Raw genomic sequence first — 23,855 nt, 5'->3', positions numbered from 1 at the left:
CTAGAACTACGATGTCAAAACGCTTTGCCCGAGTATATCGCGCGGCCGCTTTCGCGCTCGCCGCCGTGGCGCTCGTCGCCTGCGGCACGGCCTCCGCGGGACGTCACGCGCGCCCCACCGCCGCGCCGACAGACGATCAGATTTTCGTGCGCTTGCGCCAAGCAGCGCTCGGCAACGATCCGGCGCGCGCGGCGCAGCTCGCGGCGATGATTCCGAACTATCCGGCGCCGTCGTACCTCGAATACTTTCAGCTCAGGCCGCAGCTGTTCGACAGTGGCGGCCACGCGCGCGTCGACGCCCCCGACCAACCCGTGCTGTCGTTCTTGCAGCGTCACGACGGCGAGGCGATCGCCGATCGCCTGCGCAACGATTACCTGCTCGTGTTGGGCGCCCGTCACGATTGGCACGATTTCGACGCGCAATATCCGCGCTTCGTGCTGAACGACGACACGCAAGTGAAGTGCTACGCGCTCGAAGCGCGGGCCGCTCACGGAGAAAACGTCGCGGAAGCGGCGCGCGCGCTGCTCGTCGAGCCGAAGTACTACGGCGACGGCTGCGTCGATCTGATCACGGCGCTGGCCATGAGCCACCAGTTCAGCGACGACGACGTCTGGCAGCAAATCCGCCTCGCTTACGAGCAAAACGCCACGGGGGTCGGGAGCCGACTGTTCGACGCGCTGGGTCCGCGGCGGCCCGATCAAAACCTCATCGACCAAGCGACAAGCGCACCGCCGCTCGTTCTCGCGCGTGCGATCGGGCCCGATTCGGCGTCGCACGCGCTGGCGCTGCTCGCGGTCACGACGATGGCGCGCAACGACGTCGTTACCGCTGCTGCCACGTTCGCGACGATCGCGCCTTCGCTCTCGCTCGCCGAACGCGCGATCGGCTGGGGCACGATCGGTTATCAGGGCGCGGTTCGCCAGGTGCCGGGTGCCGTCGATTGGTATCGGCTCTCGTCGAACGCGCCGCTGTCGTATCCGGCTTACATGTGGCGCACGCGCAGTGCGCTCCTCGCGGGCGATTGGACGATGGTGCGCTGGTCGATCGAGCAGATGCCGAGCGCGCTGCGCAAACAGCCGGCTTGGATCTACTGGCATGCGCGCGCGCTCGAAAAGAGCGGCAGCCCCGAAGATCAAGCGCTCGCGACGCAAGAGTTCGAACGCATTGCGTCGGGCTTCGATTTTTACGGTCAGCTCGCCACGGAGGCGTTGGGCCGCAAGATCACCGTGCCGCCGAAGACGGCCGTGACCGATGCCGAAGTGCAAGCCGCCAGCCGCACGCCGGGCTTCGACCTTGCACGCCGCTTCTACGCGCTGAATCTGCGGCTCGAGGGCAACCGCGAGTGGAACTGGCCGTTGCGCGGAATGAGCGATCGCCAACTGCTGGCCGTGGCGGAGTACGCGCGCCGGATCGAACTATATGACCGCACCGTCAACACGGCCGACCGCACGCAAACGGAGCACGATTTCTCGTTGCGCTACCTCGCGCCGTTCCGCGACATCGTGGAGCGGGACGCGAAATCGACGGGGCTCGACGTGGAATGGGCCTACGGCCTCATTCGTCAGGAGTCGCGCTTCATCATCAATGCGCAGTCGGAGGTGGGTGCGGGCGGCCTCATGCAGCTCATGCCGGGCACCGCGAAGATGGTGGCGCGCAAGATCGGAATCGGGCCGCTTTCGCCTGGGCAAATGAACGATATGGATACGAACATTTTGCTCGGCACGACGTATTTGTCGATGATCTACAATCAATTCGACGGTTCCGCGGTGCTTGCCACGGCGGGCTACAACGCCGGGCCAGGCCGCCCGCGCCAATGGCAAGCGGCGTTGCAGCGTCCCGTCGACGGCGCGATTTTTGCGGAGACGATCCCGTTCAACGAGACGCGCGATTACGTCAAGAACGTGCTGTCGAATACCGTCTACTACGCGGCGCTGTTCGAAGGCCGCCCGCAATCGCTCAAAGAGCGGCTCGGCGTCATCCTGCCTCAGGCGCAATGAGGCAGGGCGTGCGCGCCGGGCGGCGCGCACGATGAGCGCATGCGGGCCGTGCCGCCGGAGGCCCGCAGGGAGTCGAAAATGCGGCATCAATCCATTGCGTTGATCGGCGGTTCCGGCTTCATCGGTACTCATCTCGCCAACGCGCTCGTCGCGGCCGGCAAAACCGTGCGCGTCGCCACGCGCAAGCGTAGCCACGCGGCGCACCTCACCTTGCTGCCGCTCGACGTGATCGAACTCGACGTGTTCGATTCGGTCGAGCTGGCGCGATTCGTCGAGGGCATGGACGCCGTCGTCAATCTGGTGGGCACGCTTCACAGTCGGCGCGGCGATCCTTATGGACCCGAATTCGCCAAGCTGCACGTCGAATTGCCGTCGAAGATCGCGGCGGCTTGCGAAGGCAAAGGCGTGCATCGGCTCGTTCAAATGAGCGCGATCAATGCCGACTCGAACGGCCCGAGCATGTACCTGCGCTCGAGAGCCGACGGCGAAAAAGCGGTGCTCGCGGCGGCTCAGCTTGCGACGACGATCTTCCGTTCGTCGGTCGTCTTCGGTCCGGAAGACCGCTTTCTCAATACCTTCGCGGCGCTTGCGCGCTTGTTCCCCGTGCTGCCGCTCGCCAGGCCCGACGCGCGGTTCCAGCCAATCTATGTCGGCGACGTCGCCCGTGCGATCGTCGGCACGCTCGATCTCGATGCCGCGCACGGCCGCATTTACGAACTGGGCGGTCCCGCTGTCTATACGCTCGAAGCGCTCGTGCGCATGTGCGGCGAGATGATCGGCCGTCGCCCGCGTATCGTGCGGTTGCCCGATGCGCTCGCCTATATGCAGGCGTTGACGTTCGAGGCGCTGCCGGGCGAGCCGCTCATCACGCGCGACAATCTCGATTCCATGACGCGCGACGCGGTCATGAGCGGGCCGCTTGCGCCCGAGTTGAATCTCGAGCCCGTCGCGATCGAGGCGATCGTGCCCACGTACCTGAACGACGCTTCGCTGCGTTCGCGCTTCAGCGTATTTCGCACGACGGCGGGGCGCTGAAGCGGCGCGGCACGCCCGGTCGTACGCACGGCCGAGCATCGATTGCGTGCTCATGGCACTATTGCCGTTCTCCACGATGTTCCGACCAACCCACGCTAGTTCGCTTGCGCATGAAACTCATCATTGGTGATAAGAACTACTCCTCGTGGTCGATGCGGCCATGGGTCATGTTGAAACAAATGGGTATCGCGTTCGACGAGGTGATCGTGCCGCTCAGGGAGCCGGACACCACCGCGCGTATCCTCGCGCATTCGCCGTCGGGCAAAGTACCGTGCCTCGTCACCGACGAGGGACAATCGATTTGGGAAACGCTCGCAATCATCGAGACGCTTGCCGAGCGCTATCCGCAGCACGGCGTATGGCCGAGCGATCCCGCGGCGCGTGCGCACGCCCGCTCGATTTCGAGCGAAATGCATGCCGGGTTCTCGGAGCTGCGCACGAACATGTCGATGAACATTCGGGCGCAACGCGCCGGCAAAGGCGCGACCCCGGGGACGCTCGCCGACGTCGCGCGCATCGACGCCATCTGGAGCGAATGCCTCGCACGCTATGGCGGGCCGTTCTTGTTCGGCGAAACGTTTTGCGCGGCCGATGCGATGTACGCGCCTGTCGTGTCGCGGTTCATCACCTACGCGCCGCCGCTGTCCGAAGCCGCGCGCGCTTACGTCGAGCGCGTGCGTGCCTTGCCCGCCGTGCGTGAATGGTTCGACGATGCCCATCGGGAAACGCACCGGTTGGCCGATCTCGACAACGACGCATGAAGATCTACGCAGTAGGCGGCGCGATCCGCGATGCGTTGCTCGGCGTACCGGTGTCCGACCGCGATTACGTGGTGGTCGGCGCTACGCCGGAGCAGATGGTGGCGCAGGGCTATCGTCCCGTCGGCAAGGATTTTCCCGTGTTTCTGCATCCCGAGACGCACGAGGAGTACGCGCTTGCTCGGACCGAGCGCAAAACGGCAGCCGGCTATCACGGGTTTCAGTTCTACTACGCGCCCGACGTCACGCTCGAAGAGGACTTGGCGCGACGCGACCTGACGATCAACGCAATGGCGCGCGAAGTGCGGCCCGACGGCGAGTTGATCGGGCCCGTGATCGATCCGTTCGGCGGGCAGGCGGACTTGCAGATGCGTTGCTTCCGCCATGTAGGCGAGGCGTTCGTCGAGGATCCGGTACGCATTTTGCGCGTGGCGCGCTTCGCGGCGCGTTTTCACGACTTCGCGCTGGCACCCGAGACGCTCGCGCTCATGCGGACGATGACGGAAGCGGGCGAGGTCGACGCGCTCGTGCCCGAGCGTGTCTGGCAGGAACTCTCGCGCGGGTTGATGGAGCAAAAGCCGTCTCGCATGTTCGACGCGCTGCGCGACTGCGGCGCGTTGGCGCGCGTGCTGCCGGAGATCGACGCATTGTTCGGCGTGCCGCAACGGGCCGACTACCATCCGGAGGTCGATACCGGCGTGCACGTGATGATGGTGGTGGACTACACCGCGGCTCGCCGCTACGCGTTGACGGTGCGCTTCGCCGCGCTGACGCACGACCTCGGCAAGGCGACGACGCCCGAGGATGTGTTGCCGCGCCATATCGGGCACGAGATGCGCAGCGTCGATTTGCTGCGGCCGATGTGCGAGCGCTTGCGGGTGCCGAACGAATGTCGCGACTTAGCGCTCCTGGTGGCGCGCGAGCATGGCAACATTCACCGCGTGATGGAGATGGGTGCGCCGGCGCTCGTTCGATTGTTCGAGCGCTGCGATGCGCTGCGCAAGCCGGCTCGCTTCGCGGAAGCGCTGCAGGCATGCGAGGCCGACGCGCGTGGGCGGCTTGGGTTCGAGGCGCGCGAGTACCCGCAGGCGGAGCGGCTGCGCGTGGCGCTGACGGCCGCGCGCGGTGTGGATGCGGGCGCGGTGGCGCAGGCGTTCAAGAACGATCCGGCGAAGATCAAGGATGCCGTGCACCGGGCACGGGCCGAGGCGGTGGCGGGGGCGCTTGGCAATGGGAACGGATAGAGGGGGGCGCTCCGCGGCACACGCGAAATGGTCCTTTCTCCGAACTACGTGCTCGTTTACCGGGTGAAGCCGAAAGCTGGCGTGATTGAAATCGTCCGCATTGTCGGCGCGCGCCAAGACTACCCGCACAGCCGTCCCCTGACAGGCGAGCCTTCCGAACTGGCACAAGCGTAAACCGCCCCGCCTCAAAGCGTATGCGTCCGATCCCCTCGCGCGAAGGCATCGAGCGTCCCCTCGATGCCGCGCGAGAACGCGATCACCTTGAACAGTTCGCCCATTTCCGCCTCCGACAACAGCTTCTGCACGGCATTGGCAGCCGGTAGGAAATGCACTGCATCGGCCGGATCGATTTCCGACAGCACATCCGTAATCCCGGCATTCATGAGAAAGCGGGCCTGCGACGTATAGCCGAGCAGATCCGCCCCGGTTTCGACGCCCGCCTCCGCAATGCGCGTGAATTCGACATGCGCCGTAATGTCCTGCAACCCCGGATAGAGGAACGGATCGCCGTGCGCATGGTGCCGGTAGTGGCACATCAACGTGCCCTCCGTGCGCTGCGGGTGGTAATACTCGCCGCGCGGAAAGCCGTAATCGATAAAAATCGCCGCGCCGCGCGTCAGCATCGAGCAAACGGTTTTCGTGAACGCCGCACCCGCCGAGTGCGTTTCCGCGACGTAGTCGAGATCGGGGGCCATTTCCGCATCCAATTGCGCGAGCACCGCCGAATCTTCCTTCGACAAAGACACGGAAGACGTATCCAGCCCACGCGCTTCGAAGCGCAGCGCACCGGTCTCGTCCAAGCCCACGCCGCGCGCATGCCAGATGCCGCCCGTGCGGGCGTAGAGCTGCACCGGCATCGCATCGAGCACCTCGTTGCCGACGATCACGCCTTCGAAGCGCTCGGGCAGCGCGTCGAGCCAGCGAACGCGCGAAGCCAGCGCGCCGCCGAGCGCGTCGATCGTCTGGCGCTGGCGCTCGCGCAATTCACCCGACAAATCGACGATCGCATAACTGTCGAGCGGCGTGCCAAACGCTTCGAACGCCGCAAGCATCCCGGCAGCGAGCCGGCCCGTGCCGGCGCCGAATTCCATGACGTGCCTCGTGCCGCTTGCGTCGAGCGCCTGGGCCACCGCCCGGGCGAGCGTGCGCGCAAAGAGCGGCGAGAGTTCGGGCGCCGTGACAAAGTCGCTCCCATCCTCGGCCCGCCGGCCGAATTTGCGGGCGCCGCCGCTGTAGTAGCCGAGCCCCGGCGTGTATAGCGCCAGCTCCATATACCGATCGAACGGCAGCCATCCGCCGGCGGCCGCGACCGCATCGCGGATGCGCGTGACAAGTTCGGCACTGGCGCCGAGCGCATCGGCGGCCGGAACGGGTAAACTAGCGGGTTCGTGAGCATGTCGATTCATTCCCGCATTGTAAATGACCGTTTCCGTCGATTCTCGCCGTGACGCCGGCCCCCAAGCGGCGCCCGCACGTGTCGTGCTCGTGACGGGCGCGGCGCGGCGCATCGGGCGCGCGCTCGCGCTCGGGTTCGCGGCCAAGGGATGGGATGTCGCCGTCCATTACGGGGCATCGCGTGCCGAAGCCGATACGCTTGTCGCGCAAATTCGCGCCCTCGGCCGCCGCGCTGTCGCACTGGCGGCCGATTTGGCGGTCGAGCGCGAAGTCGCGGGGCTCGTGGCGGCCTGCACGCAGGCACTCGGGCGGCCCGTTTGCATCGTCAACAACGCGTCGCGCTTCGTCGAAGATACGGCGCACGACGTCGGCTACGAGACGCTGCTCGCGCACATGGCGATCAACGTCGGCGCGCCGCTCGTATTGGCGCGCACGCTGTACGAGGCGACGCCCGATGCGGCGATTGAAGACGAATCGTTGCGCGGCGTCGTCATCAACGTGCTCGATCAGAAGCTGTACAACCTGAATCCCGACTACCTGTCGTACACGCTGTCGAAGGCGGCGCTACAAACGGCCACGGTGACGCTCGCACAAGCACTCGCGCCGAAGGTGCGGGTGGTGGCGATCGCCCCCGGGCTCACGCTGCAGTCGGCGGACCAGACACCCGACGAGTTCGCGCAGGCGCACCGGGTGACGCCGCTCGGCCGGGCGTCGACCCCCGGCGACGTCGTGGACGCGGCTTGTTATTTGGCGGAAGCGCGCGGGGTGACGGGCGCGACGTTGGTGGTCGACGGCGGCCAGCACCTGGTGCCCTTGCCGCGCGACGTGATGTTTTTGACGCGCTGACGCACGCCGCGCCCACCGCGCGCGTCTGCCCGGCCCCGGCCCAGGGATAACAGGGCCTTTCGCGCTCAGACAGCGCATATTTTGATTGGAACGAACATGGTTGCCGCTCTCTTGCATCCCCGGCTCGCCGACTGCCGCAGGCTGTTCCTGCGCAATTACGAGGTCTATATCAACATCGGTGTGCACGAGTTCGAGAAGCGCGGGGAGCAGCGCGTCGTCATCAACGTCGAACTGTTCGTCCCGCTCGCGCAAACGACACCGATCGAGGACAAACTGCACGAGGTGCTCGACTACGACTTCATGCGCGCGACCATCGCGCGGCGCGTCGGCAAGGGCCACATCCATCTGCAAGAGACGCTGTGCGACGACATCGCCGCCATGATGCTCGAACACCCGCGGGTGCGCGGCGTATCGGTGTCGACAGAGAAGCCGGACGTCTATCCGGATTGCGACGCCGTGGGCGTCGAGGTATTTCGCATCAAAGAGGAATCGGCATGAACGCGCCCGAGAAACTCGCGCCCGAAAGCGCGGCCATCGGCATGGAACCGTCCACCGCACCTGCGCAGGCAGCGCACGGCGAGGCATCCGACGAAGGCGGCGAGCGCCGCGTGCTCACGCGCCGCGAGCAAAAGGAAGCGTACGAGAACAACAAGCTGTTCAAGCGGCTGGCACGGCAGGTCGGCCAGGCGATCGGCGACTTCAACATGATCGAAGCCGGCGATAAAGTCATGGTGTGCATGTCGGGCGGCAAGGACAGCTACGCGATGCTGGACATCCTCCTGCGCTTGCGCGAGCGCGCGCCGATCGACTTCGACATCGTTGCCGTCAATCTCGACCAGAAGCAGCCCGGCTTTCCCGAACATGTGCTGCCCGATTACCTGACGCAAGTCGGTGTGCCGTTTCACATCGAGAACCAGGATACCTACAGCATCGTCAAGCGTGTCGTGCCCGAAGGCAAGACGACCTGCTCGCTTTGCTCGCGGCTGCGCCGCGGCATTCTCTATCGCGTGGCCGGCGAACTCGGCGCGACGAAGATCGCGCTCGGGCACCATCGCGACGACATGTTGCAGACGATGCTGCTGAACCTGTTCTACGGCGGCAAGCTCAAGGGCATGCCGCCCAAGCTGCAGTCGGACGACGGCAAGAACATCGTCATTCGGCCGCTGGCCTACGTGAAGGAAGTCGATCTCGAGAAATACGCGCAATTGCGTGCGTTCCCGATCATTCCGTGCAACCTGTGCGGTAGCCAGCCCAACCTGAAACGTGCGGAAATGAAAGCGCTGATTCGCGATTGGGACAAGCGTTTTCCGGGGCGCGTGGAGAATATGTTCAATGCGCTATCGAATGTCGTGCCGTCGCATTTGATGGATTCGAAGCTGTTTCCGTTCGCGGATCTGCGGGCGACGGGACAAGCCGATCCGCTTGGCGATATCGCATTCGACGACGAGCCGTGCGCGAGCCCGGAGACGGCCGAGGGCAGCGGGGCGAGCGCTGGGCAGACGATTTCGTTCGTGCCGTACGACGATCTGTAATGCGAGGCCGGCTTGGACGCCGGCCAGTCGGGCGAAGGGGCTATTCTCGGTGCCTTGACGCGCGGCTTTTGAGCGTTGTTCCGCATGATAAAATCGCCTACTTTGTATTTTAAATTTTCGTCGATGCCATGAACATCGTCATATTGGCTGCAGGCACCGGCAAGCGGATGCGCTCCGCGCTGCCGAAGGTGCTTCACCGGCTGGCCGGCCGGCCGCTGCTCTCGCATGTCATCGATACGGCGCGCGCGCTCGATCCGGCGCGGATCGTCGTCGTCGTCGGCCACGGTGCCGATGCGGTTCGCGAAGCCGTCGCGGCGCCGGACGTCGCCTTTGCGCTGCAAGCGGAGCAACTGGGCACCGGGCATGCGGTTCAGCAAGCCTTGCCGCTGCTCGATCCCGCGCATCCCACGCTCGTGCTTTACGGCGACGTGCCGCTCACGAAAGCCTCGACCCTTAAGCGGCTGGCCGATGCGGCCGTCGAAGGCCGCTACGGGATTTTGACGGTTACGCTCGACGATCCCACCGGATATGGCCGGATCGTGCGCGACGCGGGCGGCTATGTGACGCGTATCGTCGAACAGAAGGATGCGTCGCCGGACGAACTGCGTATTGCCGAAATCAATACGGGCATCGTCGTAACGCCCACCGCCCAATTGGCGATGTGGCTCGGCGCGCTGCGCAACGATAATGCGCAGGGCGAGTATTACCTGACCGACGTCGTCGAACATGCGATCGAAGCAGGCTTCGACGTCGTGACGACGCAGCCCGACGACGAATGGGAAACGCTCGGCGTCAACAGCAAGGCCCAATTGGCCGAACTCGAGCGGATCCACCAGCGCAATCTGGCCGATGCATTGCTCGGCACTGGCGTGACGATCATCGATCCGGCACGCTTGGACGTGCGCGGCGAACTCACGTGCGGGCGCGACGTGTCGATCGACGTCAATTGCGTGTTCGAAGGCAACGTGACGTTGGCGGACGGCGTGACGATCGGCCCGAACTGCGTGCTGCGCGATGCGACGATCGGCGCCGGGACGCGCATCGACGCGTTCACGCACATCGAAGGCGCGCAAGTCGGCGCGCATGCCGTGCTCGGGCCCTACGCCCGGCTGCGGCCCGGTGCGGTGTTGGGCGAGCAATCGCATGTCGGCAATTTTGTCGAAGTAAAGAACGCGACGCTCGGCGTCGGTGCGAAGGCGAACCATCTGACCTACATCGGCGACGCCGACATCGGCGCGCGCGTGAACGTCGGGGCGGGCACGATCACCTGCAATTACGACGGCGCGAACAAGCATCGCACCGTGATCGAGGACGATGTCTTCGTCGGCTCGGATACGCAACTGGTGGCACCGGTGCGCGTGGGCCGCGGCGTCACGATCGCGGCGGGCACGACGGTGTGGAAAGACGTGCCCGAAGGGGCGCTCGTCCTCAACGAAAAGACGCAAGTGACGCGCGACGGCTACGTCCGCCCGGTCAAGAACAAGCGTTAAGCCGTATCGATTTGCGCGACGACGGCGCCGCGCTCGCTCCCGCACCGACTGGGACGCGAGTGCGCCGCATGATTAAAGAACGAAGCAGGACTTGCGAAAGGAAGAATCCCCATGTGTGGCATCGTCGGCGCTTGCGCGCAGCGTAATATCGTTCCCGTCCTCGTAGAAGGGCTGCGCCGCCTCGAATATCGCGGCTACGATTCGTGCGGCGTCGCCGTGCTGACGGACGGCGCACCGCGCCGTGCGCGCAGCGTGGCGCGTGTGGCCGATCTCGACGCGCAAGTGCACGAAGGGCACCTGGAAGGCACGACCGGTATCGCGCATACGCGCTGGGCCACTCACGGCGCTCCGGTGACCGATAACGCGCATCCGATTTTCTCGCGCGATACCGTCGCGCTCGTGCATAACGGCATCATCGAGAACTTCGAATCGCTGCGCGAGATGCTGCGCGGCAAGGGCTACGAATTCGTTTCGCAAACGGATACCGAAGTCATCGCGCATTTGATTCATAGCCTCTATCGCGGCAACTTGTATGACGCCGTTTGCGAAGCGGTGAAGCAGTTGCACGGCGCCTATGCGATCGCCGTCGTGCACAAGGACGAGCCGCACACAGTGGTGGGCGCGCGGCAGGGCTCGCCGCTCGTCGTCGGCGTGGGCAAGGGCGAAAACTTCCTGGCGTCGGATGCGCTGGCGCTCGCGGGCAGCACCGACCAGTTCATGTTCCTCGAAGAGGGCGACGTGGCCGAGCTGACGCGCGCCGGCGTGCGCATCACCGATCGCGACGGCCAGATTGCCGAGCGCGAAATCCGCACTGTGCAAGCGTACGGCGGCGCGGTGGAGCTGGGACCGTATCGGCACTTCATGCAGAAGGAAATCTTCGAGCAGCCGCGCGCGATCACGGACACGATCCCGGCTACCGATTCCTTCGAACCGAATCTGTTCGGCGAAGGGGCGCGCGCGGCGTTCGACGAGATCGACAGCATTCTGATTCTTGCTTGCGGCACGAGCTACTACTCGGGCTTGACGGCGAAGTACTGGCTCGAATCGATCGCGAAGATCCCGACGCAAGTCGAGATCGCGAGCGAATATCGCTATCGCGAGTCGGTGCCGAATCCGAAGGCGCTCGTGGTCGTGATTTCGCAATCGGGCGAGACGGCCGATACGCTGGCCGCGCTCAAGCATGCGCAGGAACTCGGCCATCGGCATACGCTGGCCGTGTGCAACGTCGCCACGAGCGCGATGGTGCGTTTGACGCAAATGCAATTCTTGACGCACGCGGGGCGCGAGATCGGTGTGGCATCGACCAAGGCGTTCACGACGCAGCTCGTCGGGCTCTTCACGTTGGCTGTGACGCTTGGCAAGATGCGCGGCCATGTCGATGCGGCCAAGGAAGCCGATTACGTGAAGCAGTTGCGCCACTTGCCGGCCGCGCTCAATAGCGTGCTGGCGCTCGAGCCGCAGATCATCGCATGGTCGGAAGAATTTTCGCGCAAGGAGAACGCGTTGTTCCTCGGGCGTGGGCTGCATTATCCGATCGCGCTCGAAGGTGCGCTTAAGCTCAAGGAAATCTCGTATATCCATGCCGAGGCTTATCCGGCCGGCGAATTGAAGCATGGGCCGCTCGCGCTGGTGACGGAAGCGATGCCGGTCGTGACGGTGGCGCCGAACGATGCGCTGCTGGAAAAGCTGAAGTCGAATATGCAGGAAGTGCGGGCGCGCGGCGGCCAACTGTATGTGTTTGCCGATTCGGATACGAAGATCGTCAACGAGGAAGGCATGCACGTGATTCGGATGCCGGAGCATTACGGCATGCTCTCGCCGATCCTGCACGTGGTGCCGCTGCAGTTGCTCGCGTATCACACGGCGTGTGCGCGTGGGACCGATGTGGACAAGCCGCGGAATTTGGCGAAATCGGTCACGGTGGAGTGAAGGGGGCGGGGGGCGACGAACGTGGTGACGGGCGGGGCGGCTGAGGCAACGCATCGACGATTGCCCATGCCTGTCGTCGTCATCTGCTCAGAGAAGAGCCAGTGGGTCGTAAGCGGGTCGCCAACGCCATCTTGACGCCGCCGATGCGACTTATATCTGCCTGTTAGCGCACCGTGAAGTCACGAAGGCTACGCTGCCCAACGATCGACGAAGGCCATTACGTCATCGCGTGATCGAAGAATCAGCTTGTCGGCTCCATACTCGTCAAACAGTTTCTGGTGGCCAAGGTACGAACTCGCTCCCTGGCGGCTTCGATACGTCGACGCCCAATCCAACAACGCGGCGAATGAAGCCGCGTCTCCTCCACGGCGGATACCGCGCTGCCGAATATTCTCAACGCATTTAGCTTCGTCAAGACACAGCCAGATCAGCGCGGTGGAGTCGTTGCGGACCTCATTGATGAGCGAACCGTAAATGCCTTCGATGACCCATCGATCGGCTTTGGCCGCGTCTCCCAGCAATTGAAGGGCCTCGTTGCGCTCGCGCGGAACGTTGTACCCGCCCGGAAGCCAATGAATCGAATCCAGGTCTACATAGTGTGACCCTAAGCGATTTGCGATTCGTTCGGCGAGCCAGCTTTTTCCGGAGCCCGAATTTCCCACTACCAGGGTTCTGTGCAAATCCATGCGGGTGCTCGTCGTTTGGATAGTCGCCGAAGTAAAACTGACCGCCGGGCCCTAATCACGCGGCCGTCTTCGCGCCGGCCCTCGTGCTCGTTTGCCCTGATTTCCGCTAGTCCTTCAAGCGGTAACCCGGCATAGAGTCAGGAGATCTCGCCTCCAGATTCGCATCACACCCTCGTTCCTGCATCAGTACCACCGAATTCCGATGCGAGGGTTCAGGCACGAGTAGACAAGCGTCAGCGCGATGAATAGTAGCAGGACGCCTGCTACGGCCTTGCTTACGCGGCGAACACGGTCCACATTCGTGAACAGCACACTACCGATGAGAAGCGCTGCGACGCCGTTGAAAAAATCACTGACCATGCCGCCCACTGTCTGGCCGTCGACAAAGCTGAGGTAGTCGAATGTCAGGAGACGATGGAGTTCGTCGACGCTCTTGAGGGCAGCGAGCGCCCCGAGGGTAAGGACGAGGCCGATCAGCGAAACAAAGCCAGCAAACAGTGACACGAGAATGCTCGCCCGCAGCTTCATAGTTATCCAACCGTATAGAAGGCTTGCATCTGCGCATATGCCAAGATAGCAAGCAGCACGATGGACCAAGAAAAAACGAACGCGAAGCGGTGCCGGGGGGCATCGACGCGGAACGCGAGGATGGCTGCCATCGCACTCACCACTGCGAGTATCAGCACGTAAAAGCGACTCGCCAGTAACTCCGCTTCCGGAGTCGTTCGATCGAGGCGGTTCGCCCAGTGGTATGTAATGGGTTTGAGCGCGAGGGCGTCGGCTAGGACTGCGGGTTTGAATAGCACGCCAACCGCAGGTGTTCCCGCCGCGAAATAGCATGCGACGATGACCACAAGGGCGACGATAGTGACCCGGAGCTTCATAGATTGTTGAACTGCGCGAGGTTCCAGCGCACGTGCTTGCTCATGCCTCCCCATACGCCAGCGTGCAAATCGCCGTAACTACCATAGAGGCGTTGATACATCCATTTGCCTTGCCTTTGTTCGTAAACGGCATCTTGGACAGGATAGCCAAGACAGTTCCGCCGGCGGACGACTTGTCACCGACCATCAGGAGATTACGTTTCATGCTGTCACGCCCTCGGTTTTTATGTTGTGCGGTGAATAAATAGCACGATTGCTACGGATATTGCAAGTTGAATTGAAGGTGAATGCGAATAAGAGAAAAATGGAAATGGCATAACCGCGCGCGGAACTCCCGTGGACGTAAGGTAGTGTGAAGTACGAAGCTGGTGTGATTCGGGGTATCGCACAAGTCACGGAACTATTGCGGGTGCACTTTCCAGCACAATGCCCTCCGCGCGACGAGCTACCGAGTTCGCCCGTGGTGCTATGAGTGAGGCCGGTGAAACCGGCCTTCGGCGTTCAGTCGCGTCATGTGCGCTAATGCGAATGCGGCCGTGAAGCTTTCAATTTGCCTTTTCTATAAAGAACGCCTTCGTCTCTCTGTAACAAATATCGAGGAGAATCGTAGTGGTGCGATCGCGCTTTAACGCGCCGAAGTATTGCCCCGAAACCTCATTGCATCGAAGATTCATCGTATCAACGTGCGAACCGATTGCTAAATGGGTAACATGCCGGACAATCCTCGGCACGATAACGACATCTTCGTCGGAAAACCTGCGAGCCGGCCCGCGTCCCGCACGCATCTTCTACAGAGGGGTATTTGCATGAACGGAACACGCATCCGCCACGCGATTCGAGCAATGGGCGTGGCCTTCGCACTGGCGGCGACGTTCGCCGCGCCGGTGCACGCGAAGGAATGGAAGTCGGTAACGATCGCCTTCGAATATGGCAACCCGCCTTGGAATTTCAACGATCCCCCGGACCACGGGATCGAGATGCACGGATTCGAGCCCGAGTTGGCGGCGAATTTGTGCGAGCGCGCCAAGCTGAAATGCACGCTGACCGCCGGGGAATGGAAGGAGTTGGTTCCGGGGCTTCAAGCGGGAAAATTCGACGCGGTGATGGACCAGATCGAGATCCGGAGCAGCCTTCAGAAAGTCATCGACTTCTCCAAGCCATACACCCGCGTGCCGGCGACGTTCGCCGTGATGGACGACAAGGTATTGCCCAAGGCGCAGCCGAATGCGCCGATCCTGGAACTGACCGGTGACCCCGTCGCCGATAAGCCTGCCATCGATAGTTTGCGCAAGCTTTTCAAGGGCAAGTCGATAGGCATCGTGTCGGGCGTGGTGTACGAGAAATTCCTCAACGACAACTTCAAGGACGTCGCAACGATCCGTACCTACGACTCATCCACGCTGCGTGACCTGGATCTCATCGATCATGAGATCGATGCGGTGTTCGACGATATCTCGACGTTCGCATCGGACATCGAATATGCCGACAAAAACGGGATTCATGTGGCGGGCCCGGAAATCCGCAGCCCGCGGTGGGGCGCCGGCGAGGCGATGGGCTTGCGCAAGGAAGATGCGGATTTGCGAGCGCGATTCGATGCCGCCATTACGGCCGCGCTGGCCGACGGCACGGTGAAAAAGCTCTCCGAGAAGTGGTTTCACAGAGATATCACGCCGTAGCCACGCCTTCGATGGGTTAATTTAAGAACGAAAATACGGCGGGACGAGGGCGAGTCCTCACTGATTTTTCAGCGGGGAAAATACACCGTTCGCAGCTCCGCCCTCTCGATTGGACGGATGCCGCGGAACAAGGTACAAAACGGCTTCTACTTGGCCGTCGCGAGTGCGGTCTCAATCGGCGAACACATACTGACCACCGGCCTTCCTGGGCCACCAGAAGACGAAGTCGGGAAACAACCGTTGCCGGACAAACCAGACGTAAGCGTAGATCGCGGCGCCAATCGCCAGCCCGATCACAGTCGCAGTGGGATTCTCCGAAAAACCCTCGAGTTGCCGCGGCGTTTGTGTGAGTGTCAGAATGAGGAACGCGTTATAGACACCGACAATGTTTTTCGTGAATCCCCACACGAACAAGCCGGCGAACGCGAGCACAAATGCGCCGAACACCAGCCCGAAAGTCACCGTCGTTTCACTTGTAAGGAAGACCGTCGCGCCAATAGCCACCAGCACTTGAAGGTAGCCGAGCGCGATGACGACCCCTCGGTGTACCTTGTTTTGCGCGCAGCGCTGCGGGTCGATATACGATGCGATGTAGTACGCCAAGACGCGATCCTTGACGCCTCGTCCCGACAGGGCAGAGAAAACGTCCTGCTTCTTTTCACCGGCCGAAAGCATCGCGTTCACCTTCAGGCGCACTTCCTTTTTACTCATTTCCTGCGTCATCTTCTTATCCTCGGTCGCAAACAAAGATTGTTTTTTTGAGCGGTGGGTTGTTGCAAGGCACCCGCCGCGATATCGTCCGGCAAAGCGACTTCGCCGAGCGCGCGATGTTATACCAAATCCATTCGGGTTATCGGCATTGCGTTTTGCGTTCGAGGCATCGGTTGGACTTTCCGCACGCGCGGACTGTCTTGTCGAGCTTTGCGACCGGACGAATCTACAGCAAACGGGAATCCATCTTCGAAACTTGAGGGGCAAGCGCGCGCAGTCGGGTCGCTTGAGCGCAAACAAACTCGGCGATCTTTCTGACATGGGCGCGCTCCTCGCCCAGATAGATTTCAGACGCAGCCTGCTCTGGCGCATGCCGGAGCACCGCTTCTGCCATTCGCGCAATCTCACGCGCGAGCGCTGCACGCGGTGTTCGCGTGCGCACCGCGAAGTCTGCCAGTGCGTGCGGCGTGATCTCCTCTAGCGTAAAGGCGTCGCCATAGCCCATCGCCATGTCCGCCTCGACATCGTCGCCATACACATTCACCGAAACGAGGTCGTACATCGGCGCGGGGGCTAAGCCAGCACGGCCCACGAACATAGAAATGTTTTTCCCATGCGCATCGCTGTTGCCCAGCATTAACTGGAGCAGCGCCCAGCGGAGCAGAAAGGGCCTTGCAGCGGCAGGCGTCACCATTTTGTCCAGCAGCGAGAATAGCCGTTCAAAGCTGACACCCTCGCGAATGTTTCGTACGTCTTTTCCCGCGCCCAAGTTACGCTCGTACTTAAAGGTAGAGGGCAAGTCCAGTGCTTGGCAGGCATCGATGACATGACGCCGGAAAACCTTATCTGCTTTTCCGTCCTTCCATTCGACCCTGCGGTCGAAGCGCTCGATAAGAAGAATAGGTTCGGGAATCCGCCGGATGAATACCGACGCGACGGGAAACTTGAGACGCCGAGTCAAACTCATGCAGAAGTGCTCGTTTGCAACCATGAACGGCATGCGCGGATTGAGACTTTCGGGCTTGAGCAGATGCGTCGAACTCAGCGAACCGTCGGCCAGCGAAAGCTCGTTACCCTCGACAAGTACCTGCAGCTTGTCCTGATAGCCAGCAAGAGACAGTCTCACTCGCCGGTCCCAAACGGGAAATGGGATCGTGTCGCGCTCGCGAATGCGTTGGCTCAGCTCTTCATCGGGGAGAGGCCTGCGGATCGGCTCGAGTTGCTCGGCACGCACCAGGCGTGCGGCCTCCCCCTCGCTCGCGTCGAACGCCATAAAGCTGAATGCTCCAACAGGTTCTTTCCCGAGCGCGTGTATGAGGGCAAACGTATTGCCTTTCGACACTTGGTTCACGATGGACGCGATATCCAACGCGCGACCTTCCGGTAGCAAATTTTCGAGAAACCGATGTACCGCGCCCCTGCTCTCGGGGGCGCGCTCCAATGGAATCGCGGGTGATAGGTAGAAGGAATCCGAGCTGTCTACCCACGATTTCGCGTAGTCGAAGCGATAGTGGTCCTCGCGGGTCTCGTGCGTCAGCCGGCCAACAAGCATGCCGCCTGTGGAGGCGTGCAGAAGATGCTCGCTCACAGCTCACCTTCAATTTTCTTGTGTGCGAACACGTCGGTGGGAACCGGCATGTCGCTACGCTGCTCTGCTGCGTAGCGAAGCGCGTTCTCCTTCGTCGTGACGAGCATTCCGAGGCCCAGTCCGGAAAGAATGCGCAAGAGCCGATCGACTCCCACGGAATTGCCGTTTTCTAGACGAGACAGGACGTTGGGCGCCACGCCGCACGCGTGCGCGGCATCGTCGATACGGAGTGCCAGTTCGAGCCGCCGGTGGCGCACAAGCACCCCTAGCGCGTCGAGCGTCGAAATCTGTGCAGCAGGCGGCCGGCCGGGCTGCTCAAGCGAACGAGCCATAGTTTCCCAAATCGGAAAGAATCGTGGGCGTACGCACACGAACCTCATTTGTTTCCAATCTGGGAAATATTGCTACCAGCGGCGGCGAGTTGTCAATTGTTTCTTATATTGGAAACATGCTGCCGTCATGAGGCCGCAACCTACGACGCCAACGCCTCGCTAATCGCGTCGCACAGTTCCTTCGGCGCGAACTTGGCTACGTATCCATTCGCCCCCGCATTGCGCACGTGCGCCTCGTTCGCGGAGCCCGTCAGCGACGAGTGAATGATGACCGGAATGTGCTTGAGCCGCTCGTCCGCCTTGATTCGGCGCGTGAGCATGAACCCATCCATCTCGGGCATTTCCAAATCGGTGATGACGAGCGAGATTTTGTCGCGCGCCTGCACCTTTTCCTTTTCCGCTTCGTCCGCGTAGCGCAACAGCATTTGCCACGCTTCCTCGCCCGTGTTGGCGATCACATGCGGCGCACCGATGGCCGTCAAGGCTTGGTCGAGCAACGTGCGCGCAAACGCCGAATCGTCGGCCGCTAGAATCTTGCCGCCGCCGGCCGCGTAATTGACCTCGGCACTGAGTTCGGCCTTGTTCACGTCGCGATGCTGCTCGGGGAAGACGTCGCGCATGACTTGCTCGACATCGAGCACCTGAGCCAAACGCAACTCGCCCGATTCGCCGTTGAAGCGCGCGATGCTCGTGATATAGCCCGTGCCGCCGGCGCATTCGGCCGGATGCACTTGGCTCCATTCGAGCCGAACGATATCGTCGACGTCTTCGACCGCGAACGCCTGCGTCGTGCGCGCGAACTCGGTAATCAACAGAATGTTCGGCTCGCGCGACGGCGTGTTGTGCGTGAGGCGGCACAGGTCGATCACCGGAATGATCTGGCCGCGAATGTCGATCGCACCCGTCACTGCCTCGGGGGCACCGGCGATCGGCGTGATTTCGCGGTTCGTAATGATCTCGCGAACCTTGAAAACGTTAATACCGTACAACCCCGGTACAGCGCCCGGCCGTGCGGTGCCCAGACGGAACAGGAGAAGTTCGAACTTGTTCTTGCTCGTGAGCTGCGTACGCTCATCGTGCATGATGTCGTGGGTAGACATGCTTGCCCCTCAATATGAAATCCGACCCGCATCCCGAACCGCTGCGTGCGTGGAATGCGCCATCAATCTGGTTGTCGGCGGCGCAAGGCGAAAGCTAAGGCCTCGTTACATTTTTCGCGATGCGGGAAAAACGGGGTGGGATGCTCGGAGAAGGGGGCACGGGCAGGCGAACGGCGTCCGAGAAAACCCGCTGCGCGTGCGGCCCGTTTATTGCAGCCGAAACTGGGCCAATGCAACGACCGTGGGGGGCGACCATGAACCGAAGCAGCAACGATCCGCAACGAATGGCCGATCAGCCGAAGCCGGCGCATCATAGCGACGATGCACGCAGCCGCATGCCGGAGCGCGACGACAAATCGCGTCGGCAGTCGCCGGCGGATAAACCGGGCAGGCAGCCCGGCGAAGGCGAGCCGAGCGTCGGCTAGCTCGCGCGATCGAAACGGTAGGCGGCGCACGGGAGCGAGCGAGTCCGCTCCCGTGTGCGGACAGCGGAAACAACAGCGAAAACGACAGCAGCGAACCGCTCCGCGCCGACGCGGTTCGCTACGCGATGTCGCCGCATTCGCTTGCCGCGTTACTTCGCGGCGTCGGCCTCGCACTTCTTGACGAACGAGGCTTTGGCCGCGCCCGCGAGCGGCTTGCCGTTCGAGCCGACGGCTTTGGTTTCGCAACCGGCCTTGGCCGATTTCATCGCATCGGCCTGACATTTCTTCATGAACGACGATTTAGCGGCGCCGGCGAGCGGCTTGCCGTTCTTACCGACGGCTTTGGCGTCGCAGCCGCCCATCGCGGAAGCGGGCGCGGCGGCGGTGGTCGCCGAAGCTTGGGCGTGTGCCATGCCCACTGCAAACATGCCCGCGATCGCAGCCAAGACAAACTTGTTCAACATGACCATCCCTCCTGAAGTGGCGTGAAGCGGAACGCTTCTCCCTGTTAACGGTGCCCGAACGCGACGGTTGACGCGCGATCGCCAAGATTCGGCAAGATTCGCCGAATGGCGCCCGAATCCATCTTCGTTCGTCTTCCTTCGGAACGAATTTCCCAATCCACATGGATTCGCATTCGTCTTACCAGATCGATAGCTGATTGAAAGGCGAATTTCATCACCGCTTCGCATTCCCCCCCGACAGTCGACCCTTCGCAGTCCGTTTTTCCCTTTCCCGTTTTCGGTCCGACAATAAACGAGGTGCAAGCATGGAAATTCGCAGGCGGTGGTCGTATCTAGGAGCGGCGGTGGCAAGCGCCGTCATCGCAATGGCCGGTGTGCCCGGTGCGGCGTTGGCGCAGGGGCACGATCGCGATCGTGGCCATCATGACCATGACAGCAAGGATATCCGTCACGTGCTGCTCATCAGCATCGATGGCTTGCACGAGCAAGATCTCGCACGCTGCGTCGGCGCCAATACATGTCCGAACCTGGCCGTGCTCGCGCAATCGGGCATCACCTATACCGACGCACATACGCCTGGCTTGTCCGACTCGTTCCCGGGTCTCGCGGCGCTGTTGACGGGCGGCTCGCCCAAGACGGCCGGGCTGTTCTACGACGTCTCCTACGACCGTACGCTCTACGCGCCGTCGGACACGAACTGCACGGGCAAGCAAGGCTGGAACGTGGTCTTCGACGAAACCACGGGCATCGACGCCGAGAACGGCGGCGCCTTAGTGCATTTGAACGGCGGCGGCGCATTCAACCCGCAAGCGATTCCGCATGCGCTCGTCAATGGTGTGTGCAAGAGCGTGTATCCGCACGATTACATCAAGACGAATACGCTGTTCGAAGTGATCAAGGCGCATATCCCCGGCGCGCACACGGCCTGGGCCGACAAACACGCTTGGGGCTACGACTGGGTGAACGGTCCGTCGGGACAGGGCGTCGACGATCTCGCGCGCACGGAAATCAATTCGATCGATCCGGCGACGAATACCGATTACACGGACGTCTACACGCATACCGAGAAGTTCGACGATCTTCACGTGCAGGCGATCCTCAACCAGATCGACGGCAAGGATTCGACGGGCACGAAGAACTCGCCAGTGCCGACGGTGTTTGGCGGCGACTTTCAGACACTCAGCGTGGCCGAGAAGGCGCCCTTCGCAAAGGGCGGCGGCTATCTCGATGCCGACTTCACGCCGGGGCCGCAAGTCTCGGGTGCGATTGCGTATGCCGATGCCGCGATCGGCCGCATCGTGAGCGAACTGAAACAGCGCGATCTCTATCGGAGCACGGCGATCGTCGTCACGGCGAAGCACGGCAATTCGCCGACCGATCACACCAAGCTTGTGAAGAACGGCGATACGCTGACGAAGCTGCTCGAGGCCAACAACTATCTCGATCCGAACGGCAACTTCGGCCAGAACAATACGAGCACGGGCAACCTGAACGACGGCTCGGGCCTTGTCGGGACCGGTATGGTGCAGACCGACGACGTGGGGTTGATCTGGCTGCGCGACCCCTCGCAACTGTCGCAAGCGGTTTCGACGCTGAATGCCAATCTCGGCTGTAACGCGCCCGGCATTTGCGCCGACGGGCCGCAAGCGTACATCCTGTACGGCCCGCGCCTGGCTCGCCGCTTCGGCGACCCGGCACTGGGCCGTACGCCCGATATCATCGTGCAGCCGAACCCGGGCGTGATCTACAGCGCGAGCAAGAAGAAGGACGCGGAGCACGGCGGCAACGCCCCCGACGACAGCCATCTCGGCCTGCTCGTATCGTTGCCTGGGATCGAGCATGCGCGCACGATCTCGGCACCGGTTCAGACGAAACAGGTCGCGCCGACGATCTTGCGTCTGCTCGATCTGAAGCCCGAGTGGCTGCACGCTGTGCGGGCCGAAGGCACGAGCGTCTTGCCGGGGATCGGGGACGATCGGTAAGCGCTAGCGCAAAGCCGCTAGGCGCAAGCCGGCGGTCAGTCCCGTTCGTTCGTGTCGCGCGCCTCGACGAGGCGTTCGACGCGGCGATCGGGAATCAGCCAGAGCAACGCCGTCCCGGCGAAGAAAGCGAGACCGATGCTCGGATAGCCTGCCCACGCGGCGCCGATGCCGAGCAGATACAGCAGCGGCGAGGTCTTGCTCTTCTGGCCTTTGCCGATCGCCTGCGCAAGCAAGCTGTCGGGGCCGTGATGGCGCACGAGGCCGGTCTCCAGAACCTTCCATGCCAACGCACAGGCGAGCAGGTTGATGCCGTAGAGCACCGTCGGCCAGCGTGCGAAGTGATTCTCGCCCATCCATCCGGTGCTGAACGGCAGCAACGACAACCAGAACAGCAAGTGCAGATTCCACCAGAGGATCGCGCCATTCACGCGCCGTGTGGCCTGCAGCATGTGATGGTGATTGTTCCAATAGATGCCCACGTAGATGAAGCTGAGGATATAGCTCATCGCGATCGGCCATAGCTGCAACAGCGCGGCCAGCGTTTCGCCGTGCGGCACCTTCAATTCGAGCACCATGATCGTGATGATGACGGCCATGACGCCGTCGCTGAAGGCTTCCAGTCGATTCTTTTCCATCGTTTGTTGTGGGTGTAGTGGAGGCTGGCCGGCGCGCACATTGTCGCGCCGATCGACGATGACGCAAAGGCTAGTTGTGGTTCAATTCGGCCCCGCTCGCTCGTGTTGACTTAACTTCTCGGGGCCGCATAGAATGGCGCGGCCCTATTTTGCGCGAGGTTCGCGTCTTGGATACCTGTAGTAGTCGACCTTCGAACGGTTTTGCTGCCTAACAGGCCGGATATCCGCGCTACGTTCACTTAGCCGCCGTCCTGCCTTCGGGTGGTTCGGTGCGCGCCGCAGTCATATTTCCCGTGCACCCTTGAGCGTCCCGGCGCGTGTGCCCTCGCGCATGCAGCCGAGGCAGATCGCGAGCATCGCCCTCGCGTGGATGAACGCAACCGCGCCGAGCGCGGATTACCTATTGAACGTTATGCCTATGATGTCCGATTTCGTTTGGCGGCTGCTGGCCGCATTCGGCTGCGGCGTGGCCATTGGGCTCGAGCGCCAAATTCGTCAGCGCACCGCGGGGTTACGCACGATCACGCTCGTCGCCAGCGGCGCCGCATTGTTCGTCACGCTCGGCATGGTGTCCGGCAATGGCACCGCCGCAGCCGACGGCGTCACGCGGATCGCCGCCTATGTCGTCTCCGGCGTGGGTTTTCTCGGCGGCGGCGTCATCATGCGCGAGAAGGGCTCGGTGCACGGCATCAACACCGCCGCGACGCTCTGGTGTTCGGCTGCCGTCGGCGTGCTGTGCGGGTCGGGTCATTACGCGCCCGCGGTGGTCGGCACGGGCCTCGTGCTGATCACCAATACGGTGCTGCGCGAAGTCAGCCGCACGATCAACGCCACGCCGGTCTCCGCGGCCGATCTCGTGCGCCAATATCTGCTCACTGTCGTGTGCCGCGAAGAGGACGAGATTCACGTGCGCGCCGTGCTGTGCAATCCGATGTCGTCGGCGCCGCTCTCGTTTCAAAGCCTCACGAGCCGCGACATGCCCGATCAGCCGCAGCGCATCGAGGTCACCGCCACGTTGCGTTTGCATCCGAAGGACCAGTCGAAGCTCGAGCAGATGGCGAGCCGGCTGAGCATGGAAAAAGGCGTGTCGAGCGTCGGCTGGACCGGGCTCGACGCCGAGCCTACCCTCGAGTGATAGAGTGCTCG

General features: G+C 62.6%; 23 protein-coding genes. 13 read left to right on the top strand and 10 right to left on the bottom strand.

Annotated elements, in window-relative coordinates; genetic code table 11:
- The first annotated feature begins 11 nt into the window (after positions 1-11).
- From ACTHN9_RS12020 to ACTHN9_RS12005, 4 genes are all read left to right on the top strand, one after another.
- Positions 12-1,997: a transglycosylase SLT domain-containing protein gene (locus ACTHN9_RS12020; RefSeq protein WP_440536985.1), complete on the top strand. Its 1,986-nt coding sequence runs from the start codon at positions 12-14 to the stop codon at positions 1,995-1,997.
- 78 nt (positions 1,998-2,075) lie between these two features.
- Positions 2,076-3,032 carry a complex I NDUFA9 subunit family protein gene (locus ACTHN9_RS12015; protein ID WP_440536984.1) on the top strand — a complete coding sequence of 319 codons (957 nt, stop codon included), beginning with the start codon at positions 2,076-2,078 and terminating at the stop codon, positions 3,030-3,032.
- 110 nt (positions 3,033-3,142) lie between these two features.
- Entirely contained in the window at positions 3,143-3,793 is a 651-nt protein-coding gene (locus ACTHN9_RS12010) for a glutathione S-transferase family protein (protein WP_440536983.1), read from the top strand.
- Positions 3,790-5,034 (top strand): multifunctional CCA addition/repair protein, encoded by a 1,245-nt coding sequence (locus tag ACTHN9_RS12005; RefSeq protein WP_440536982.1) that lies wholly within the window; start codon positions 3,790-3,792, stop codon positions 5,032-5,034. The genes ACTHN9_RS12010 and ACTHN9_RS12005 overlap by 4 nt, the downstream gene beginning before the upstream one ends.
- A 185-nt stretch (positions 5,035-5,219) precedes the next feature.
- Here ACTHN9_RS12005 and ACTHN9_RS12000 read toward each other — a convergent pair whose 3' ends face one another.
- Complete coding sequence (locus tag ACTHN9_RS12000; protein WP_440536981.1) at positions 5,220-6,440, bottom strand: class I SAM-dependent methyltransferase; 1,221 nt, start codon at positions 6,438-6,440, stop codon at positions 5,220-5,222.
- Positions 6,441-6,453: 13 nt separating this feature from the next.
- Between ACTHN9_RS12000 and ACTHN9_RS11995 the strand changes: the two genes are divergently transcribed.
- The 5 genes from ACTHN9_RS11995 to glmS all read left to right on the top strand — a co-directional run bounded on the left by ACTHN9_RS11995 (position 6,454) and on the right by glmS (position 12,226).
- The gene (locus ACTHN9_RS11995) at positions 6,454-7,275 is read left to right on the top strand and encodes an SDR family oxidoreductase (RefSeq protein WP_440536980.1); all 822 of its coding nucleotides are present in this window, start codon (positions 6,454-6,456) and stop codon (positions 7,273-7,275) included.
- Between the two features lie 96 nt (positions 7,276-7,371).
- The gene (locus ACTHN9_RS11990; protein ID WP_440536979.1) at positions 7,372-7,773 is read left to right on the top strand and encodes a dihydroneopterin aldolase; all 402 of its coding nucleotides are present in this window, start codon (positions 7,372-7,374) and stop codon (positions 7,771-7,773) included.
- 41 nt (positions 7,774-7,814) lie between these two features.
- Entirely contained in the window at positions 7,815-8,807 is a 993-nt protein-coding gene (ttcA, locus tag ACTHN9_RS11985; protein ID WP_440537011.1) for a tRNA 2-thiocytidine(32) synthetase TtcA, read from the top strand.
- 128 nt (positions 8,808-8,935) lie between these two features.
- Complete coding sequence (gene glmU, locus ACTHN9_RS11980; RefSeq protein WP_440536978.1) at positions 8,936-10,297, top strand: bifunctional UDP-N-acetylglucosamine diphosphorylase/glucosamine-1-phosphate N-acetyltransferase GlmU; 1,362 nt, start codon at positions 8,936-8,938, stop codon at positions 10,295-10,297.
- 111 nt (positions 10,298-10,408) lie between these two features.
- Positions 10,409-12,226, top strand: coding sequence for a glutamine--fructose-6-phosphate transaminase (isomerizing) (gene glmS, locus ACTHN9_RS11975; protein ID WP_440536977.1), 1,818 nt, complete (start codon positions 10,409-10,411; stop codon positions 12,224-12,226).
- 188 nt (positions 12,227-12,414) lie between these two features.
- Here glmS and ACTHN9_RS11970 read toward each other — a convergent pair whose 3' ends face one another.
- The 3 genes from ACTHN9_RS11970 to ACTHN9_RS11960 all read right to left on the bottom strand — a co-directional run bounded on the left by ACTHN9_RS11970 (position 12,415) and on the right by ACTHN9_RS11960 (position 13,796).
- Positions 12,415-12,912 (bottom strand): adenylate kinase, encoded by a 498-nt coding sequence (locus tag ACTHN9_RS11970; RefSeq protein ID WP_440536976.1) that lies wholly within the window; start codon positions 12,910-12,912, stop codon positions 12,415-12,417.
- A gap of 183 nt (positions 12,913-13,095) precedes the next feature.
- Complete coding sequence (locus tag ACTHN9_RS11965; RefSeq protein ID WP_440536975.1) at positions 13,096-13,440, bottom strand: hypothetical protein; 345 nt, start codon at positions 13,438-13,440, stop codon at positions 13,096-13,098.
- A 2-nt stretch (positions 13,441-13,442) separates the two neighbouring features.
- The gene (locus ACTHN9_RS11960; RefSeq protein WP_440536974.1) at positions 13,443-13,796 is read right to left on the bottom strand and encodes a hypothetical protein; all 354 of its coding nucleotides are present in this window, start codon (positions 13,794-13,796) and stop codon (positions 13,443-13,445) included.
- An 806-nt stretch (positions 13,797-14,602) separates the two neighbouring features.
- Between ACTHN9_RS11960 and ACTHN9_RS11955 the strand changes: the two genes are divergently transcribed.
- On the top strand, positions 14,603-15,472 hold the full coding sequence (locus ACTHN9_RS11955; RefSeq protein WP_440536973.1) for a transporter substrate-binding domain-containing protein: 870 nt from the start codon (positions 14,603-14,605) through the stop codon (positions 15,470-15,472).
- Between the two features lie 171 nt (positions 15,473-15,643).
- On the opposite strand, the gene ACTHN9_RS11950 is transcribed toward ACTHN9_RS11955, so the two are convergent.
- The 4 genes from ACTHN9_RS11950 to ACTHN9_RS11935 all read right to left on the bottom strand — a co-directional run bounded on the left by ACTHN9_RS11950 (position 15,644) and on the right by ACTHN9_RS11935 (position 19,203).
- Complete coding sequence (locus tag ACTHN9_RS11950) at positions 15,644-16,195, bottom strand: hypothetical protein (protein ID WP_440536972.1); 552 nt, start codon at positions 16,193-16,195, stop codon at positions 15,644-15,646.
- A 214-nt stretch (positions 16,196-16,409) separates the two neighbouring features.
- Complete coding sequence (locus ACTHN9_RS11945) at positions 16,410-17,771, bottom strand: HipA domain-containing protein (protein ID WP_440536971.1); 1,362 nt, start codon at positions 17,769-17,771, stop codon at positions 16,410-16,412.
- A complete protein-coding gene (locus ACTHN9_RS11940; protein WP_440536970.1) occupies positions 17,768-18,103 on the bottom strand; it encodes a helix-turn-helix domain-containing protein in 336 nt (111 codons plus the stop codon). Before ACTHN9_RS11940 ends, ACTHN9_RS11945 begins: the two co-directional genes overlap by 4 nt.
- A 140-nt stretch (positions 18,104-18,243) precedes the next feature.
- The gene (locus ACTHN9_RS11935) at positions 18,244-19,203 is read right to left on the bottom strand and encodes a chemotaxis protein CheV (RefSeq protein ID WP_440536969.1); all 960 of its coding nucleotides are present in this window, start codon (positions 19,201-19,203) and stop codon (positions 18,244-18,246) included.
- Between the two features lie 254 nt (positions 19,204-19,457).
- Between ACTHN9_RS11935 and ACTHN9_RS11930 the strand changes: the two genes are divergently transcribed.
- Positions 19,458-19,628, top strand: a complete 171-nt coding sequence (locus tag ACTHN9_RS11930) for a hypothetical protein (protein ID WP_440536968.1) — start codon at positions 19,458-19,460, stop codon at positions 19,626-19,628.
- Between the two features lie 149 nt (positions 19,629-19,777).
- Here ACTHN9_RS11930 and ACTHN9_RS11925 read toward each other — a convergent pair whose 3' ends face one another.
- The gene (locus ACTHN9_RS11925; protein WP_440536967.1) at positions 19,778-20,092 is read right to left on the bottom strand and encodes a hypothetical protein; all 315 of its coding nucleotides are present in this window, start codon (positions 20,090-20,092) and stop codon (positions 19,778-19,780) included.
- A 305-nt stretch (positions 20,093-20,397) separates the two neighbouring features.
- Between ACTHN9_RS11925 and ACTHN9_RS11920 the strand changes: the two genes are divergently transcribed.
- Positions 20,398-22,074: an alkaline phosphatase family protein gene (locus ACTHN9_RS11920; protein WP_440536966.1), complete on the top strand. Its 1,677-nt coding sequence runs from the start codon at positions 20,398-20,400 to the stop codon at positions 22,072-22,074.
- Between the two features lie 35 nt (positions 22,075-22,109).
- Here the strand turns inward: ACTHN9_RS11920 and ACTHN9_RS11915 are convergent, their stop codons facing one another.
- Positions 22,110-22,709, bottom strand: coding sequence for a TMEM175 family protein (locus ACTHN9_RS11915; RefSeq protein ID WP_440536965.1), 600 nt, complete (start codon positions 22,707-22,709; stop codon positions 22,110-22,112).
- A gap of 418 nt (positions 22,710-23,127) precedes the next feature.
- Here ACTHN9_RS11915 and ACTHN9_RS11910 point away from each other — a divergent pair, with 418 nt between their 5' ends.
- Positions 23,128-23,844, top strand: a complete 717-nt coding sequence (locus ACTHN9_RS11910) for an MgtC/SapB family protein (RefSeq protein WP_440536964.1) — start codon at positions 23,128-23,130, stop codon at positions 23,842-23,844.
- Positions 23,845-23,855: the final 11 nt, after the last annotated feature.

Origin of the sequence: Trinickia sp., assembly GCF_051953405.1 — a bacterium.
Classification (GTDB): domain Bacteria; phylum Pseudomonadota; class Gammaproteobacteria; order Burkholderiales; family Burkholderiaceae; genus Trinickia.
The sequence above is the reverse complement of the archived record's forward strand: the minus strand, read 5'-3'. Positions and strand labels throughout refer to the sequence as shown.

Bases quoted from the DNA above. Each gene is read 5' to 3' on its own strand.
- ACTHN9_RS12020 (WP_440536985.1), top strand. From the start codon at position 12: ATGTCAAAACGCTTTGCCCGAGTATATCGCGCGGCCGCTTTCGCGCTC.
- ACTHN9_RS12015 (WP_440536984.1), top strand. From the start codon at position 2,076: ATGCGGCATCAATCCATTGCGTTGATCGGCGGTTCCGGCTTCATCGGT.
- ACTHN9_RS12010 (WP_440536983.1), top strand. From the start codon at position 3,143: ATGAAACTCATCATTGGTGATAAGAACTACTCCTCGTGGTCGATGCGG.
- ACTHN9_RS12005 (WP_440536982.1), top strand. From the start codon at position 3,790: ATGAAGATCTACGCAGTAGGCGGCGCGATCCGCGATGCGTTGCTCGGC.
- ACTHN9_RS12000 (WP_440536981.1), bottom strand. From the start codon at position 6,440: ATGAATCGACATGCTCACGAACCCGCTAGTTTACCCGTTCCGGCCGCC.
- ACTHN9_RS11995 (WP_440536980.1), top strand. From the start codon at position 6,454: ATGACCGTTTCCGTCGATTCTCGCCGTGACGCCGGCCCCCAAGCGGCG.
- ACTHN9_RS11990 (WP_440536979.1), top strand. From the start codon at position 7,372: ATGGTTGCCGCTCTCTTGCATCCCCGGCTCGCCGACTGCCGCAGGCTG.
- ttcA (WP_440537011.1), top strand. From the start codon at position 7,815: ATGGAACCGTCCACCGCACCTGCGCAGGCAGCGCACGGCGAGGCATCC.
- glmU (WP_440536978.1), top strand. From the start codon at position 8,936: ATGAACATCGTCATATTGGCTGCAGGCACCGGCAAGCGGATGCGCTCC.
- glmS (WP_440536977.1), top strand. From the start codon at position 10,409: ATGTGTGGCATCGTCGGCGCTTGCGCGCAGCGTAATATCGTTCCCGTC.
- ACTHN9_RS11970 (WP_440536976.1), bottom strand. From the start codon at position 12,912: ATGGATTTGCACAGAACCCTGGTAGTGGGAAATTCGGGCTCCGGAAAA.
- ACTHN9_RS11965 (WP_440536975.1), bottom strand. From the start codon at position 13,440: ATGAAGCTGCGGGCGAGCATTCTCGTGTCACTGTTTGCTGGCTTTGTT.
- ACTHN9_RS11960 (WP_440536974.1), bottom strand. From the start codon at position 13,796: ATGAAGCTCCGGGTCACTATCGTCGCCCTTGTGGTCATCGTCGCATGC.
- ACTHN9_RS11955 (WP_440536973.1), top strand. From the start codon at position 14,603: ATGAACGGAACACGCATCCGCCACGCGATTCGAGCAATGGGCGTGGCC.
- ACTHN9_RS11950 (WP_440536972.1), bottom strand. From the start codon at position 16,195: ATGACGCAGGAAATGAGTAAAAAGGAAGTGCGCCTGAAGGTGAACGCG.
- ACTHN9_RS11940 (WP_440536970.1), bottom strand. From the start codon at position 18,103: ATGGCTCGTTCGCTTGAGCAGCCCGGCCGGCCGCCTGCTGCACAGATT.
- ACTHN9_RS11935 (WP_440536969.1), bottom strand. From the start codon at position 19,203: ATGTCTACCCACGACATCATGCACGATGAGCGTACGCAGCTCACGAGC.
- ACTHN9_RS11930 (WP_440536968.1), top strand. From the start codon at position 19,458: ATGAACCGAAGCAGCAACGATCCGCAACGAATGGCCGATCAGCCGAAG.
- ACTHN9_RS11925 (WP_440536967.1), bottom strand. From the start codon at position 20,092: ATGTTGAACAAGTTTGTCTTGGCTGCGATCGCGGGCATGTTTGCAGTG.
- ACTHN9_RS11920 (WP_440536966.1), top strand. From the start codon at position 20,398: ATGGAAATTCGCAGGCGGTGGTCGTATCTAGGAGCGGCGGTGGCAAGC.
- ACTHN9_RS11915 (WP_440536965.1), bottom strand. From the start codon at position 22,709: ATGGAAAAGAATCGACTGGAAGCCTTCAGCGACGGCGTCATGGCCGTC.
- ACTHN9_RS11910 (WP_440536964.1), top strand. From the start codon at position 23,128: ATGATGTCCGATTTCGTTTGGCGGCTGCTGGCCGCATTCGGCTGCGGC.